This is a genomic window from Bacillus carboniphilus (assembly GCF_039522365.1).
GTDB classification, from domain to species: domain Bacteria; phylum Bacillota; class Bacilli; order Bacillales; family JC228; genus Bacillus_BF; species Bacillus_BF carboniphilus.
Genome location: NZ_BAAADJ010000004.1, coordinates 106,192 through 121,683, shown reverse-complemented (window position 1 = coordinate 121,683; position 15,492 = coordinate 106,192). Strand labels below are relative to the sequence as shown.

17 protein-coding genes are annotated in these 15,492 nt (G+C 40.4%); 16 read left to right on the top strand and 1 reads right to left on the bottom strand.

Going from position 1 to position 15,492, the window contains the following annotated elements:
- Window positions 1–81: 81 nt before the first annotated feature.
- Complete coding sequence (locus ABDZ91_RS01855) at window positions 82–1,011, top strand: dipeptidase (RefSeq protein ID WP_343795806.1); 930 nt, start codon at window positions 82–84, stop codon at window positions 1,009–1,011.
- On the opposite strand, the gene ABDZ91_RS01850 is transcribed toward ABDZ91_RS01855, so the two are convergent.
- Window positions 996–1,370 (bottom strand): DUF3899 domain-containing protein, encoded by a 375-nt coding sequence (locus tag ABDZ91_RS01850; RefSeq protein WP_343795804.1) that lies wholly within the window; start codon window positions 1,368–1,370, stop codon window positions 996–998. The two genes, ABDZ91_RS01855 and ABDZ91_RS01850, sit on opposite strands and share 16 nt — an antisense overlap.
- Before the next feature lie 141 nt (window positions 1,371–1,511).
- On the opposite strand from ABDZ91_RS01850, the gene ABDZ91_RS01845 reads away from it, so the two are divergent.
- The 15 genes from ABDZ91_RS01845 to ABDZ91_RS01775 all read left to right on the top strand — a co-directional run bounded on the left by ABDZ91_RS01845 (window position 1,512) and on the right by ABDZ91_RS01775 (window position 15,449).
- Window positions 1,512–3,131 carry a peptide ABC transporter substrate-binding protein gene (locus ABDZ91_RS01845; RefSeq protein ID WP_343795802.1) on the top strand — a complete coding sequence of 540 codons (1,620 nt, stop codon included), beginning with the start codon at window positions 1,512–1,514 and terminating at the stop codon, window positions 3,129–3,131.
- 152 nt (window positions 3,132–3,283) lie between these two features.
- Window positions 3,284–4,216 (top strand): ABC transporter permease, encoded by a 933-nt coding sequence (locus tag ABDZ91_RS01840; RefSeq protein ID WP_343795800.1) that lies wholly within the window; start codon window positions 3,284–3,286, stop codon window positions 4,214–4,216.
- A 2-nt stretch (window positions 4,217–4,218) separates the two neighbouring features.
- Window positions 4,219–5,274 (top strand): oligopeptide ABC transporter permease, encoded by a 1,056-nt coding sequence (opp3C, locus tag ABDZ91_RS01835; protein ID WP_425541777.1) that lies wholly within the window; start codon window positions 4,219–4,221, stop codon window positions 5,272–5,274.
- Window positions 5,275–5,288: 14 nt separating this feature from the next.
- Entirely contained in the window at window positions 5,289–6,308 is a 1,020-nt protein-coding gene (locus ABDZ91_RS01830) for an ABC transporter ATP-binding protein (protein WP_343795796.1), read from the top strand.
- Window positions 6,305–7,279, top strand: a complete 975-nt coding sequence (locus ABDZ91_RS01825; protein WP_343795794.1) for an ABC transporter ATP-binding protein — start codon at window positions 6,305–6,307, stop codon at window positions 7,277–7,279. The genes ABDZ91_RS01830 and ABDZ91_RS01825 overlap by 4 nt, the downstream gene beginning before the upstream one ends.
- A gap of 222 nt (window positions 7,280–7,501) precedes the next feature.
- Complete coding sequence (locus ABDZ91_RS01820) at window positions 7,502–7,777, top strand: YqhV family protein (RefSeq protein WP_343795792.1); 276 nt, start codon at window positions 7,502–7,504, stop codon at window positions 7,775–7,777.
- 135 nt (window positions 7,778–7,912) lie between these two features.
- Window positions 7,913–8,824: an ABC transporter ATP-binding protein gene (locus ABDZ91_RS01815; RefSeq protein ID WP_343795791.1), complete on the top strand. Its 912-nt coding sequence runs from the start codon at window positions 7,913–7,915 to the stop codon at window positions 8,822–8,824.
- A complete protein-coding gene (locus ABDZ91_RS01810; RefSeq protein ID WP_343795790.1) occupies window positions 8,821–9,567 on the top strand; it encodes an ABC transporter permease in 747 nt (248 codons plus the stop codon). Before ABDZ91_RS01815 ends, ABDZ91_RS01810 begins: the two co-directional genes overlap by 4 nt.
- Before the next feature lie 87 nt (window positions 9,568–9,654).
- Window positions 9,655–10,815 carry a M20 peptidase aminoacylase family protein gene (locus ABDZ91_RS01805; protein WP_343795788.1) on the top strand — a complete coding sequence of 387 codons (1,161 nt, stop codon included), beginning with the start codon at window positions 9,655–9,657 and terminating at the stop codon, window positions 10,813–10,815.
- A gap of 16 nt (window positions 10,816–10,831) precedes the next feature.
- The gene (gene menC / locus ABDZ91_RS01800) at window positions 10,832–11,947 is read left to right on the top strand and encodes an o-succinylbenzoate synthase (RefSeq protein WP_343795787.1); all 1,116 of its coding nucleotides are present in this window, start codon (window positions 10,832–10,834) and stop codon (window positions 11,945–11,947) included.
- A gap of 111 nt (window positions 11,948–12,058) precedes the next feature.
- Window positions 12,059–12,523, top strand: coding sequence for a hypothetical protein (locus tag ABDZ91_RS01795; RefSeq protein ID WP_343795785.1), 465 nt, complete (start codon window positions 12,059–12,061; stop codon window positions 12,521–12,523).
- 96 nt (window positions 12,524–12,619) lie between these two features.
- Window positions 12,620–12,766: a hypothetical protein gene (locus ABDZ91_RS01790; RefSeq protein ID WP_343795784.1), complete on the top strand. Its 147-nt coding sequence runs from the start codon at window positions 12,620–12,622 to the stop codon at window positions 12,764–12,766.
- A 23-nt stretch (window positions 12,767–12,789) separates the two neighbouring features.
- Window positions 12,790–13,005, top strand: a complete 216-nt coding sequence (locus ABDZ91_RS01785; RefSeq protein WP_343795782.1) for a hypothetical protein — start codon at window positions 12,790–12,792, stop codon at window positions 13,003–13,005.
- Window positions 13,006–13,012: 7 nt separating this feature from the next.
- Window positions 13,013–13,837, top strand: coding sequence for a glycosyltransferase family 2 protein (locus ABDZ91_RS01780; protein WP_343795780.1), 825 nt, complete (start codon window positions 13,013–13,015; stop codon window positions 13,835–13,837).
- A 133-nt stretch (window positions 13,838–13,970) separates the two neighbouring features.
- Entirely contained in the window at window positions 13,971–15,449 is a 1,479-nt protein-coding gene (locus ABDZ91_RS01775) for a helix-turn-helix domain-containing protein (RefSeq protein ID WP_343795778.1), read from the top strand.
- Window positions 15,450–15,492: the final 43 nt, after the last annotated feature.

Genomic DNA, 15,492 nt, shown 5'->3' with positions numbered 1-15,492 from the left:
AGAATCGAAATAAACAGTTGTTCCAAAATTCTAAAAGTAATAAAGTGGTAGTAATACCATTATCTTAACGAGGTGACGAAAATGCATGTAATTGATCTACATTGTGACGCACTTATGAAGCTGAATGACTCAAAAGGAGAAATCAAATTTAGTAACTCGCCTGAACTTGATACAAATAAAAGCCGTCTGCAAAAAGGTGGAGTAAAGGTTCAAGCATTTGCTATTTTTATAGAACCTTCCATAAAGTCAGACCAAAAATTCCAAGCTGCTCTTGATCAAATTTATTATTTTTATAATGATGTATTAGCGAATAACCCAGAAATGAAGCACATTAAAACGTGGGCTGATTTTGATAACCTACAAGAAGATGAAATCGGTGCTTTCTTAACGTTAGAAGGCGTGGATGCAATTGGAAACGACCTTCAAAAATTAAGTATTTTATATCAATTAGGCGTTATGTCTGTAGGTTTAACTTGGAATAATGCCAATTTTGCGGCTGATGGAGCGGGAGAGCCTCGTGGAGCCGGCCTCACATCTTTCGGATTTGAATTGGTTCGCATGAACAATCAGCACAAAGTATTAACAGATGTTTCTCACCTTTGCGAAAATGCATTCTGGGATGTAATGGATGCAGCAGATTATCCAATTGCAAGCCATTCAAACTCAAGAACTTTATGTGACCACGTTCGAAACTTAACCGATGAGCAAGCCAAAGCGATGTTTGCGAAAAATGGATTAATTCACGTTCTCTATTGCCCACCGTTTGTAAAAGAAGGTGGAAAAGATGTAACCATTTCCGACCTTATTAAACACATTGATCACTTCTGTTCACTTGGGGGAGTCAATCAGATTGGTTTCGGATCCGACTTTGATGGAATTATGACTTACATAAAAGACTTGGAAGACTCATCCCAATATCCAAACTTAATTAACGAATTACTAAAGTATTACTCAGAGGATCAGGTAAAAGGTTTCGCCTATAAAAACTTCCTAAATCACCGTCCGAAATAAACATAAATAACGGAAATGAGTAAGCTAATCACGCAAAATGTAACACCTGTAGACAAGTAAATCTTGGAAGAAGGGAAGTGTTTTCGGTAACCGGGAGCACTTTCTTTTTTTTCTTCCACTTCTCGAATCACCTGCTCTTTTTTACTAATGCTTGCAAAAAAATGCTTCGTACTTCTGATAAAAGCAGAAAAAAATTGTCCCTCTATTAAAATCATCATAAATCCCACAACCAATAGGGATAATCCAGTTAAAAATAAACTATCCATCCACCTAAAAAAACTCCACTCTTGATAAAAAAGCCATGTGAAGACAATCGTCAAAATAAGAGCTCCGACAGGAATTAGTATTCTATTTTGCATGCACTTTTTCTCCTTGTTAGTTGTTACAAGTAGTGTATCATTTTCGTGACAAATGTCGAATAAGTCAAGATTAACTTGCTTTAATGTAATAAACCATTTACAATAGTAAAAAAATTCATTTTATTTTAAGGGGGAAATTGGATGAAATTAAAGGGGAAATTTTCATTACTAGTTTTAGCTTTAGTGTTCTCTATGATTCTATCAGGCTGTAACTTTAGTTCTTCTAGTGACAAAGAGGGTGGAGAACAAATCCTGAAGATGAGTGCAACTGCTAACATCCCAACGTTAGATTCTACTAAAGCACATGATGGTATTGCGTTCACGGTTTTAAATAACGTAAACGAAGGCCTATACCGTCAAGGGAAAAACAATCAACCAGAAGCTGCCCTTGTTACTGACCACCAAGTAAGTGATGATGGTACTGTACATACGTTCACACTTCGTGAATCTAAGTGGAGCAATGGTGATGCTGTTACAGCTCATGACTTTGAGTACGCTTGGAAACGAGTAATGGCAGAAGATGGACCATACGGCTTTATGTTTGTAACAGGAAGCATTAAAAATGCTGAAGCAATTATGAACGGTGAAGCAGATGCTGACGAGCTAGGTGTTGAAGCTACAAGCGATGATACTCTAGTCGTAACATTAGAAGCTCCAAACCCATTATTCCAAACGCTATTAACATTCCCAACATTCCTACCTCAAAACCAAGCATTTGTGGAAGAGTTAGGTGACCAATATGCACTTGAAGCTGAAAACATTCTAGCTAACGGACCATTTAAATTAGTAGAATGGACTCAAGAGCAAGGTTGGAAATATGAAAAGAATGAAGATTATTGGGATGCAGATGCTGTAAAACTTGATGCAATTCACGTTAATGTAGTAAAGGAATCATCAACAGGTGCTAACCTTTATGAAGAAGGAACTATCGATCGCGTGAGTCTATCTGCTGAATACGTAGATCAATATAAAGATAACGAAGATTTTGTTAGTAGAAAGTTAGCAGGAATTGGATTCTTACGATTTAACCATAATCATCCTGTATTAAGCAATGTAAATGTTCGTAAAGCCATCAACTTGGCTATTGATAAATCAGGTTTAACAGATGTTATCTTGAAAAATGGTTCAACCCCACTTCATGGAGTGGTGCCAGGAGATTTCTACTTCTCTCCAGACAATAAAGACTACCGTGAACTTAACGGTGACTTTAACACTGGTACTGTAGAAGAGGCTCAGGAGCTATGGGAAAAAGGTTTATCTGAAGCAGGCGTGGACAGTCTAACTGTTTCTATTAACATCGCCGATTCCGAGAGCAGTAAGAAGATGGCAGAATACTTACAGGCTCAGCTTGAAGAAAATCTACCTGGTTTCAAATTAGATATTAAGGCTGTTCCATTTGCACAACGTCTAGAAATTGAAAAAGCAATTACGTATGATATTTCACTTTCTACTTGGGGACCAGACTACAGTGACCCTATGACATACCTAGATATGTGGGTAAAAGGTGGTTCTGCAAACCGTATGGATTACCACAATCCTAAACTTGATGACTTAGTAAGTCAGGCTAGAACTGAAACGGATATGGCTAAGCGTTTTGAAGTCTTACTTGAAATTGAGAAAGTCTTACTAGGTGAAGATGCTGCGATTGTACCTCTATATCAAAGTGGGGAAGCTGTTCTTCAAAGAGCTAAGATTAAAGACCTATATGAACACCCAAGTGGTGCTGACTATACGTTCAAGTACACCTATATAGAAGAATAATTCCACAACATGGGTAATTCTGCAGGAAAACGAGGGTGGATCCACTGATGCCCTCGTTTTTTGCGGTTATCCAATGGCGAAAAATGTCGAACGTTGGCGTATCAAACTCATTTTAAATAATCAAACTTTTCATAGAATAGGGGTGTTCATAAATGAAAGGATACATTTTACAACGATTTGGGTACATGTTAATTACCTTATTTATTATCGTCTCGATTACGTTCTTCCTCATGCAACTACTTCCGGGAACCCCGTTTACAAATCCTGAAAAGTTAACCGCTCAGCAAGAAGCTGTTTTGAATGCAAAGTATGGCTTAGATCAGCCAGTTGCAATCCAATATGTTAGATATTTGGGTAACTTAGTTCAAGGGGAATTAGGCTACTCTTTCCAATATGAAGGGCGCACAGTAGAAAGCATGATCATTGACCGAATTGGTCCATCCGCTTTAATTGGTCTTCAGGCTCTTATTTTTGGGACCATCGTTGGTTTAGCTTTAGGGATACTATCAGCCCTTAAACACAACACCATTTTTGACTACGGTTCTGTTACTGCTGCGGTACTTGGGATGTCGATACCTTCTTTTGTATTTGCCGCATTACTTCAGTACTATGTTGGACTAAAGTTAGGCTGGTTTCCTGTCGCGCTTTGGGAAGGCTATGAATATACCATTCTACCTTCGATTGCACTTTCTGTGACCGTTATCGCAACAGTTGCCCGTTTTATTAGAAGTGAAATGTTAGAGGTGCTGGGACACGATTATGTTGTGACGGCTCGTGCAAAAGGAGTAAGTGAAGCTGGCGTTATTACGAAACACGTTATCCGCAACGCTCTTATTCCGGTTGTAACGATGTTAGGACCACTTGCGGTGGGAATCATGACAGGAACACTTGTCATTGAAAAAATCTTCTCCGTTCCGGGTCTAGGCGAACAATTTACACTGTCCATTTTAGTTCTCGATTACAGTGTCATTATGGGGATTACTCTATTCTATAGTGCTCTGTTCATTTTTGTAGTCTTTATCGTTGACATTTTATACGGATTCCTAGACCCTCGTATCAGCTTTAAGCGAGGTGAAGCAGCATGAAAATAGAATTAAATAAAAATCAACCTGTTGTTATTCAGGACAAAAATAAACAAGAGTATGTTCCAACTGAAATTACTGATGACCTATTTGTTGCTGCTCCTCTTGATGCTAGTAAACAAGAAGAGATTGCCGGTCCACCTATGTCCTTTTGGAAGGAATCCTTTTTACGCCTAGCCAAAAACAGAGGGGCCATGATTTCTCTTATTCTGTTAATCCTTCTTTCTGGATTGGCTATTTTCGGACCTTCATTAAATGATCACACTTATCGTTCGCAAAATATAGCCCACACCAATCTTCCACCAAAGATAGATGGCCTTGGCTGGCTTGGCTTTGATGGTAAAGATATCAATGGTGTCGATCAATACGCATCACGTGAAATTGAAACAAACTATTGGTTTGGAACAGACGAATTTGGAAGAGATTTATGGACAAGGGTATGGAAAGGTACTCAAATCTCTTTATTTATTGCGGTTGTTGCAGCCCTACTGGATTTGATTATTGGGGTTGTGTACGGAGGAATCTCCTCCTTCTTTGGCGGGAAAGTCGATAATGTTATGCAACGGATTATTGAGGTGTTAGTCGGAATACCAAACCTCATTGTGATTATCTTATTTATCTTAATTCTTGAACCTGGTATAAGCTCAATCATTTTAGCGATGATTATAACAGGCTGGGTAGGAATGGCCCGTATCGTGCGTGGACAAGTCCTTCAGCTAAAAGGTCAGGAATTTGTTTTAGCATCCAGAACGTTAGGAGCATCCAACTCTCGTTTAATCTGGAAACATCTTTTACCGAATGTAATGGGTCCGATCATCGTTACGGTTATGTTTACGATTCCAACTGCCATTTTCTTTGAAGCATTCTTAAGCTTTATCGGTCTTGGGCTACAAGCTCCGATGGCGTCACTCGGGGTTCTAATAGATGACGGATATAAAGCGATGCGTTTCTTTACGTACAAATTATTATTCCCGGCATTTGTCATTAGTGCAGTCATGATCTGCTTCAACTTGTTAGGTGACGGGCTTCGAGATGCATTAGATCCAAAAATGAGAAAGTAGGGGAGGGTCCAAATATGACAGAGACTATACTAAATGTTGAAAACCTACACGTATCATTTAAGACCCAAACCGGAGAAGTTACGGCAGTAAGAGGGGTCGATTTTTCTCTAAAAAAAGGAGAAACACTGGCAATCGTAGGTGAATCTGGTTCAGGTAAATCAGTTACGGCAAAATCGATTATGCGTCTTTTACCAAAACACAATACCGTTATTCCAGAAGGTAGTATCTCTTATGAAGGTAAAAACGTGTTAACGATGTCTGATAGAGAAATACAAGGAATCCGTGGTTCTAATATCTCCATGGTTTTCCAAGATCCAATGACTTCTTTAAATCCAACCATGAAGATTGGGAAACAAATCATGGAAGGGTTAAAGAAACATCAAAAGTTAACGAAAAGTGAAGCGCGTCAAAGAGCTTTGGAGATGTTGGAATTGGTTGGAATTCCTAACCCGGAAGATCGACTAGATGCGTATCCGCACCAGTTTTCGGGTGGAATGAGACAGCGTGTAGTCATTGCGATGGCGCTAGCTTGTAATCCGAAAGTGCTCATCGCGGACGAACCAACAACAGCATTGGACGTAACCATTCAGGCTCAAATTTTAGACTTAATGAAGGATCTTCAAGAAAAAACAGGAACAGCAATTGTTTTAATCACCCATGACCTTGGCGTTGTTGCAAACATGGCAGACCGTGTGGCCGTTATGTATGCGGGTAAAATTGTCGAACAAGGTACATTAGATGAGATTTTCTACAGTCCACAGCATCCATATACATTAGGGTTGCTTCAATCTATGCCCAAGCTTCATGCAAAACGGACTGATCCACTCGTACCAATCCCGGGAACGCCACCAGATTTGGCTACATTAGGAACGGGATGTGCATTTGCTGCAAGATGCCCGTATACAATGAAGGTTTGTCACCACTTTGATCCCGTTGAGACAACAGTGGAGTCCAATCACACGGTTTCGTGCTGGCTACAAGATGAAAGAACACCGAAAGAGCAACGACCTGTAGCGGTAGGAGGGGTACGATGATTACAAAAACAGATGAAGTGTTAATGGAAGTTAAAGATCTAAAGAAACACTTTAATATCGGTAAAAATAAAGTTCTTCGTGCTGTTGATGGAATCAGCTTCACAATCAACAAAGGGGAAACACTAGGACTAGTAGGCGAATCCGGTTGTGGAAAATCGACTGTTGGCAGAACCTTGACTCAGTTATACACTCCAACAGATGGAGAAGTTATTTTCGGGGAAGACAATGTAAAGGACATTCAGTCTAAAGAAGACCAGAAGAGATTTAAACAACGCATGCAAATGATCTTCCAAGATCCGTATTCCTCCTTAAATCCGAGGATGACGGTTCAAGAAATCATTTCAGAGGGTCTATTGATCCACCGACCAAACATGTCAAAGCAAGAGCGTGATGCGCGTGTCGTTGAACTTCTTGAGCTAGTGGGTCTAAATCAGAAACACGCTCATCGTTATCCACATGAATTTAGTGGTGGACAAAGACAGCGTGTCGGAATTGCCCGTGCGTTGGCAGTGGACCCACAATTCATTGTAGCGGACGAACCAATTGCCGCGTTGGATGTTTCGATTCAAGCACAAATCGTAAATCTTTTGAAACAGCTTCAAGAAGAAAAAGGCCTTACTTATCTGTTTATTGCCCACGATCTATCCATGGTAAAACATATCAGTGACCGTATTGCTGTTATGTACCTTGGAAAAATGGTGGAGCTAGCAGAAAGTGAAGCATTATATGAAAAACCGCTTCATCCATATACAGAAGCACTTCTTTCAGCCATCCCATTACCGGATCCTAAGCTTGAAAGAACCCGTGAACGAATCATTTTGAAGGGTGACGTTCCAAGCCCAACTGACTTACCAACAGGTTGTCGCTTCCGCACTCGTTGTCCAAAAGCGATGGACATTTGTGCGAAGGTAGAACCAAAGTGGCAAGAGGTTGAGCCAGGGCGTATGGTTGCTTGTCATTTGTATGAATAGAATTGTAGAGTGCGAGCCAGGTTTTGTCTGGCTCGTTTTTAATTTTTGAGTTCTGAGTTCTGAAAAGAGGAGCCTGAGTTCTGAAAATTGCTGTCTGAGCACTGAAAAGAGGTGCCCGATTCTGAAAACAGGTATCATTCATTCGGAAAACTAAATAAATAATCCTTTTTAGACAACCTCCTGCATATAATGGATAAGCATTCATTTTCGCAGGAGGTCATCATGTTTATTTTTCTAGAGAAAGCAATCATCGCAATGGCATTCTTACGAGTGATTTCTGGGAGTATTGAAATTTTTGCAGCCTTACTGATCCTAAAATTTAATGATATTGAAAAGGCTCTTTTAATCAATGGTTCATTAGCGTTAATCGGACCCATTATAATGATTATCAGCGTTACCATAGGCTTGGTGGGGATTGCCGATAAGGTATCCATCTCCAAACTAATTTGGATTGCTTGTGGAGTCGGCTGTATTTTATATGGTGTGAATAGTAAGTAATGATGAGAGCCTCTTTAGTTAGCTAAAGGGGTATTTTCTATACAGAGATTTTGTGGAAAAATATAGTAACTCATCTCCGTCTTATGCAATAATAGGGGTAGTTTGAAAAAATGGGAAAGAAACGAGGGGAGTTTTATGGGGGATGTCATAGTGGTTGAGAATTTACGAAAATCCTATGGAGATGTGAAGGCTGTACAGGATATTTCTTTTACAGTAAAAAAGGGAGAAATTTTCGGGATTATCGGTCCAAATGGAGCCGGTAAAACCACGACAATAGAAATATTGGAAGGTCTTCGCAAACGAGATGACGGGAATGTTTCCGTCTTAGGGTTTGATCCGGAGAAAGAACGAAAAAATCTGAATGAGAGAATCGGTGTTCAATTCCAAGCAACCTCTATTCAGAGAAAAATGAAGGTAAAAGAAGCCATTGACTTGTTCTCAGCCTTTTACGAAAACACAGAAGGTAAAAATGAAATCATAGAGATGTTAGGCTTGGAAACCAAAATGAATGAACGTTTTGAAGACTTGTCGGGGGGATGGAAGCAAAGAGTTACGTTAGCACTGGCTACGCTTCATCATCCAGATATTGTGTTTTTAGATGAACCAAGTATGGGCCTCGACCCTCACGCAAGAAGAGAAATGTGGGGAATCATTCGTTCACTCCGAGATAAAGGCTGTACAATCGTTGTGACGACACACTATATGGAAGAAGCTGAAAAGCTATGTGACCGCGTTGCCATGATTTATAGCGGGCAAGTGAAAGCATTGAACCGCCCTCAGCAGCTGTTGGATCAACTTGCAGTCAGCTATCTTCAGTTCAGTTGTTCAGAAGTAAATGAACTTCAACTGTCACAGTTACCGGGTGTTCTTCGAGTTGAACAAGAAGAAGAGCACTATAAGCTGTATTCAGAAACTTTACAATCTACTTCACTGGCACTCTTCCAGTTGTGCGAAGAGAAGAACTACACGATACATGACTTTAGTTTTGCCAAAGGGAACTTAGACGATCTATTTGTTCACTACTTGAAGGAAGGAGAATCCGCATGACCGCACTATATAGGTTGACAACACTAGAAACAAAAATGTTCTTTCGGGATAAGGTCTCTGTGTTTTGGACGTTTCTCTTTCCAGTTTTGATGATTTGGATTTTTGGGGCTATGTTCGGAGACCAATCGGTGGGTCCATACAGCTTTAGTCAAATGTATGTCCCGTCATGGATTGGGGTTAACATTGTCACCACTTCATTTTTTACGCTCGGAACTGTGTTAGCGAATTACAGAGAAAATGATATCCTTAGACGTTACAAAGCAACACCACTTCAACCGTGGAAAATCTTATGTGCCCACACGGTACAGGGAACCGTCATCTTTGCCATTTCAGCTATTTTGCTTGTTGGGTTTGGGATGATTGTGTTTGATCTAGAGTTACCAAGATATCCTGGTAGTGTCCTACTGTCACTAGTAATTAGTATCGCAGCATTTTTTCCATTCGCACTTTTTATTACGTCACTAGCGAAAAACACACAATCTGCTGCAGCGATTAGTTCGTTATTTTTAAACCTAATGTTGTTTTTATCAGGGGCTACCTTCCCATTAGAGATGATGCCGACTGTTCTCCAATATGTAAGTAAAGTTCTACCACTCTACTATGTCATTGATTTATTAAGAGAGACATGGAACAACTCAACGATTTGGGAAAATGGGTTTAATGTTGGAATCTTACTTGGGATTTGTGTAGTTTCCACTTTATTAGCTTCTCGTTTCTTTAGGTGGGATGACGGAAAAAAATAAGATCAAGTGCTGCGGCGCTTGGTCTTTTTATTTTTCAAAAAAAAAATTAAACAAACGTTTGTTTAAACCCGAAAAAGTCCCAACATTATGATATTCTCAACTAAAGGAAACTACAAAAAAGGTAGGTTAGTAGACGTGAACGAATCCATTAAACAGAAAATCCAAGAAATCTTTAACCATTTACACGCCCATCCAGAGGTGAGTTGGAAAGAATTCCAAACCACTGAGTATATCGCAGCGATTTTAAGAGAAAATGGATGCCGAGTCCAAACGTTTGATGACTGTACCGGAGTGATTGGGGAGCTAGGACAGGGATTGCCAGTCGTCGCTGTAAGGGCTGATATCGATGCACTCTGGCAGGAGGTTGACGGGGAGTTTCGCGCCAATCACTCCTGTGGTCATGATGCGCACATGGCCATGGTGTTAGGTGTGATGTATGCATTGAAAGACAAACCTATTCAAGGAACCGTTCGCTTCATTTTTCAACCTGCCGAAGAAAAAGGGACAGGAGCTTTAACATTAGTTGATAAAGGGGTCGTCGATGATGTCGATTATCTCTACGGGGTTCATCTCCGCCCGATTCAAGAAATACCAAATGGAACAGCTGCTCCAGCCATCCATCATGGGGCTGCACGATTTGTTCAAGGAAAAATAACAGGCGATGATTGCCATGGAGCAAGACCACACCTTGGTGCCAATGCCATCGAAGTAGGGGCTGACCTTGTCAAAATGATTCAAGGCATGCACATGGACCCAATGGTTCCACACTCCGCTAAGATGACAGCTTTTCAAGCAGGTGGAGAGAGTTCAAACATCATTCCTGGCTCTGCTACATTTAGCTTAGACCTGCGTTCCCAGTCCAATGACGTAATGGAGGCGATGATGGAAAAAATTGAAGCGGGGGTAAAGCTGCTTGAAAATCATCATGGAGTTTCCATTCAACTAGAGGTTAAAGCTAACGTAGCTGCCGCAGTTTCAAATGATGATGCCACCCAGCATATGCAGCGTGCCATTACTTCTATATTAGGTGAAGAGAACACAAAAGATCCACTTGTCACTACAGGTGGAGATGATTTTCATTTTTACACGATTAAACGCCCAAACCTAAAAGCAACGATGCTTGGTTTAGGCTGTGATCTAGAACCTGGACTGCACCATCCTTTAATGACGTTTAATCATGAAGCACTAAAGACAGGAACCGAAATATTAACAAAAGTCATTCTGGACACGCTAAACAGTAGTAAATAGGTAGGAGGTTCTCCCCATGAGCATACCTATAAAAAAAATAACGTTACATAAGCTCCGGATGAGACTGAAAAATCCATTCGCCACGAGCTTCGGTACTTTGCAGGATAAGGAGTTTTTCATTATTGAAATGGAGGACGGGGAAGGAAATAGAGGATTTGGCGAATCAGTTGCCTTCATTAGTCCGTGGTACACTGAGGAAACGGTTCAAACGAATGAACACATCATGCGGGACTTTTTAATCCCACTATTATTCCAACAGCCAATCAACCATCCGGATGAAGTAACCCAAATCTTCTCTGTGATTCGTCGGAATAACATGGCGAAAGCGGCAATAGAAGGAGCCGTCTGGGACCTGTTTGCCAAGCGGGAAAACCTCTCCCTTTCAAAAGCTTTAGGTGGAACTAAAACTGAAATTGATGTCGGCATTGCTATTGGAATTCAAGCTTCCATTCCTGATTTGTTACACATAATAGAAGAGAAGGTGCAACAAGGCTACAAACGGGTTAAGTTAAAGATAAAGCCAGGCAGCGACCTAGAGGTTCTAAGAGAAGTGAGAAGCCATTTTCCTGACTTACCACTTATGGCAGATGCGAACTCAGCATACACATTACAGGATATCGAGCATCTAAAGAAACTGGATGATTTCAACCTGCTAATGATTGAGCAACCTTTAGCACACGACGACATCGTGGATCATGCTATCCTTCAGAAGCAACTTAAGACCCCCATCTGTTTGGATGAAAGCATTCATTCATCCGATGACGCGAGAAAAGCTATCGAGTTAGGAAGCTGTCGGATTATCAATGTGAAAATTGGACGTGTGGGTGGCCTAACGGAATCTAAGAAAATTCATGATTATTGTGTAACGCATGATGTTCCAATCTGGTGTGGGGGAATGTTGGAGGCTGGCGTAGGCCGAGCTCACAATATTGCTCTAACTTCGTTGGATCAGTTTATTTTACCAGGAGATACGGCTGGTTCCTCTCATTACTGGGAGCAGGACATTATTCAGCCTGAAGTAGTGGTTCAAAATGGTACCATTCAAGTGCCAGATTCTCCGGGAATTGGATATGAAATCAATCGTGAGGCTCTAGAGAGGTTCACGATAGATCGAAAAGTGTATACTCCGTGATTTAATTGGCCTCCTATCCGTTAGGGGGCCTTTTCCACATATTCTGCCTTGTTTCTTCATATACATGAAACGAGCCGACCAGGCTCTAACCCCAATATTAAGGAGAATTGTATGCGCAGACGAAGAAAGACACCAGGACCTTTGATTCTTATACTGTTGGGTGCCGTGTTAACATTAGGCTATTGTACCGTTACTACATTCGGGGCAAACAGCCCTAAAGAGGTAGTGGAGCAATTTTACCGCTACGAGCAAAATGGAGACTTCGGCAACGCGTGGGAGCTCTTCCACTCTGAAATGAAGAAACGCTTCGATAAAAGTGACTATATCCAAACGAAAAATCATGTCTTTCTAGGGCATATGGCTGTGAGTACGTTTGATGTAAAAGTAGGAGATACCAATAAAATAAACCGCTGGACCTTTTTCAATGGTGGCCCCGTCTTTGAAGACGTCCACGAAGTAGATGTCACCCTTACATTCGAAAGCCAATTCGGCATATTCGAAATGCATCAAAAAGCTTATGCAGTTAAAGAAGATGGTGCGTGGCGGGTACTGTGGAATTATGACTTTGAGGGATAGTGTTCCGGAATATGGAATGCTATCTTTTTTAATTTTGATGAAACAATCATCCTTCCATATCGTATAATTACTATATATGGAAGGAGAGGTATTATTTTGTTTATTCCCGGATTTTTATTATTAGGTATTGGGATTGGTATGTTATTTGATCAAACAGGAGCAGGAACGCTCATCGGACTTGGACTCGGCTTTGTTGCAGAAAACATTGAAAAAAATCTAAAGAAGAAAAAGAAAGACTTCTAGTATAAAAAGTGGGAGTGGGTTGAATGAAGAATTATATCCTTTTTCTAGCTCATGCGATAACTGGTGGCCTTATTTTCTTAATTATACTGGCGATGTTTAAAAACCAAGATGGTACTACTGATTACATCGCTGTCATTGGAACCTTCTTAGTCCTGCAATTTTCATATCTTTCTATTTTACTATGGAGAGTTTTTGACAAGTTAACGCACAATAAAAAAAGTACGGCTAGTAAAGGCTAAAATAAAAATGGAGATTACAATAAAAGAACCGCTTGTTTCCGTTATTATCCCTACCTTTAATCGAAAAGGACCTCTTTGTGAGTTAGTCGAATCACTTTCTAGACAGACTTTTCAAGATTTCGAAGTGATTATCGTGAATGACCAGGGTGAGTCGGTCGATTATGTGACAGAGCTCTATCCAGAGTTGAAAATCAACATAACCACCCCTCATCAAAAGCTCCATCACGTCGGTTGCCGAAATGAAGGGCTCACTCATGCAAATGGTGAGCTTATTATGCTTTGTGATGACGACGATTTTATCGTGCCAGACCATCTAGAGAACATGGTCAAGGAACTAGCCGACACAGATTTTGTTTTTACTGATGTAGAGATGGTGGAATTTAAAGAGAAAAATAACCTTCGATATGCGACTTCAAGAACCCTATTTTCATACGAGTTTGATGAAGAGTTGATTCGAAAGTTTAATACATATGTGTCATCCGGCTCTGTCTATAAAAAACTAATACATGAGCTGATTGGTAACTTCGATGAAAAGCTCCACAATTACTGGGATTGGGATTTTATTTTACGAGTAATGGAAAGTGGAGTGAAGGTGAAAAAGAGACCTGTGGCTAGCGCTATTTATGCGTTCACGAGTGATAGTGGTCAATTATCCTCCCAATTAAACGAAAGAAGAGGCTCTTACTTACAAAAACTAAGTGAAAAACATCAGCTAGGAGTACTCCCCCAAGAAAACTTTTGGACCATGATGGAAAGCCCGTTTGTTAAAAGGAAAAGGAGTGAATCCCAGGTGGTATGGGATGGACTTCCCGTAAAATATAGAGAGACTTGAGGAGTGCAGTGAGACAGTTCACTGCTCTTTTTCTTATCCTTGTAAATTTAAAGTATCTACGGAAACATGCAGGACTCCCAAAGAAAAGGAAGAATACATAAGAAAATGCTAGTTTTTAAAAGGAGGGGTGTTAATGGTAAAGCTGTTAATCGCAGATCGCGATGAAAATGAAAGAGTTGGGATTAAATGGCTCGTTTCCTCTTACTCCATCCCGTACGTATCCATTCTCCTTGCAGGAAACATAAAGGAAACGATCAGCCTTTTAGAAAAAGAAATGCCGGACGTGGTTTGTTTGGAGTTGGACATGGTTCGCTCTGAGAGTTGGAATGACCTTCAGTATGCTCTGAACAAGTATGCGCAACACGTAGTGGTTATGACAGCAGAAGCTACTTTTGATCGAGCTATGCAAGCCATTCAGCTTCATGCCTACTCATTTTGGTTGAAGCCGATTTTACCGGATGAAATTAGGAGAGTTTTACAATATTGCTATAAAAATGTGAGGGATGGTGCAAAGGAGCTTTCTTATTTGTCTCCAAATCAGTCACTATTATCCTATCGGTCTCTGTTTGTGGAGGGAGAAGTAGAGGGGAATACTCCGTACGGAATTCTGTTACTCCAACCAGAGGATCCGAATGAACTGCAAACTTTACGCCATTTTATAGAAGAGTATTCTTTTCAATTTCAGCCAGCCATCTTTCCATTAAGTGATATGGTCGCATGTGTGTTTGATGTGTCTTTTGAAAATAAACCCTACTTAAAACAGCTTGGTAATCTTCTTTTAAAGCAATGGGAGGAGCAAAATCTAGATCCGATTGCGGGTGTATTCTATTTACCCGAACGGTCACAAACTCTTCACCAGTCTTATCTTCAAGCTAAACAAGCCCTGCAAATCCACTTTTTTAAAGGGTATCGGCAAATTACCATCATGGAGGAGGAAATTCGTTGGAGGGAGATTGATCCATTTCTGACCCCTGAAGAACAGAGAGATTGGATTGAAATGCTGAACAGCGGTGACTTACATGAATTGAAAAGTTGGATGCACCGGGAGTTTTTAAGCTATACGTATCCATATCCAGAACCAGCCCTATTACGCACGAGAATAACGAGTATCCTTGCACAGGTTCGCCGTTTTATGAAATCTTACCTTCTTGACCAGGGAGAATTGGAGATTCATTATCACCGCGTTTTCGATTCCATTTTATATACATCGGTCCTGTATCGAATTGTGCAGGATGTCCTTTTATTTCTAAAAGAAGTGCTAGATCGAGCTGCCGTTCATCGAGAGGAAAAAATAGTAGATGTAACCGAAAAGGCGATTCAATATATGGAACAACATTTTACCGATTCGGACTTAACTTTAGAAAAAGTTGCTAAATATGTTGATCGCAGTCCATCGTATTTAAGCTCACTTTTGTCCGTGAAAAAAGGTGAAACGTTTCGCCAGCTGTTAACCCAAATCCGAATAAAAGAAGCACAACAGCTTTTATTAGACTCTACTAAATCCATACAGGAAATAGCTTCCGAGACGGGTTACTCTAACGCCAATTATTTTAGTCGAATGTTTAAAGAAACGGTTGGTGTGTCTCCACGTACCTTCAGAGACCATAAATAAATATAGAAATCGAAAATTTTTATAGGTAGAAATGAAAGCGCTT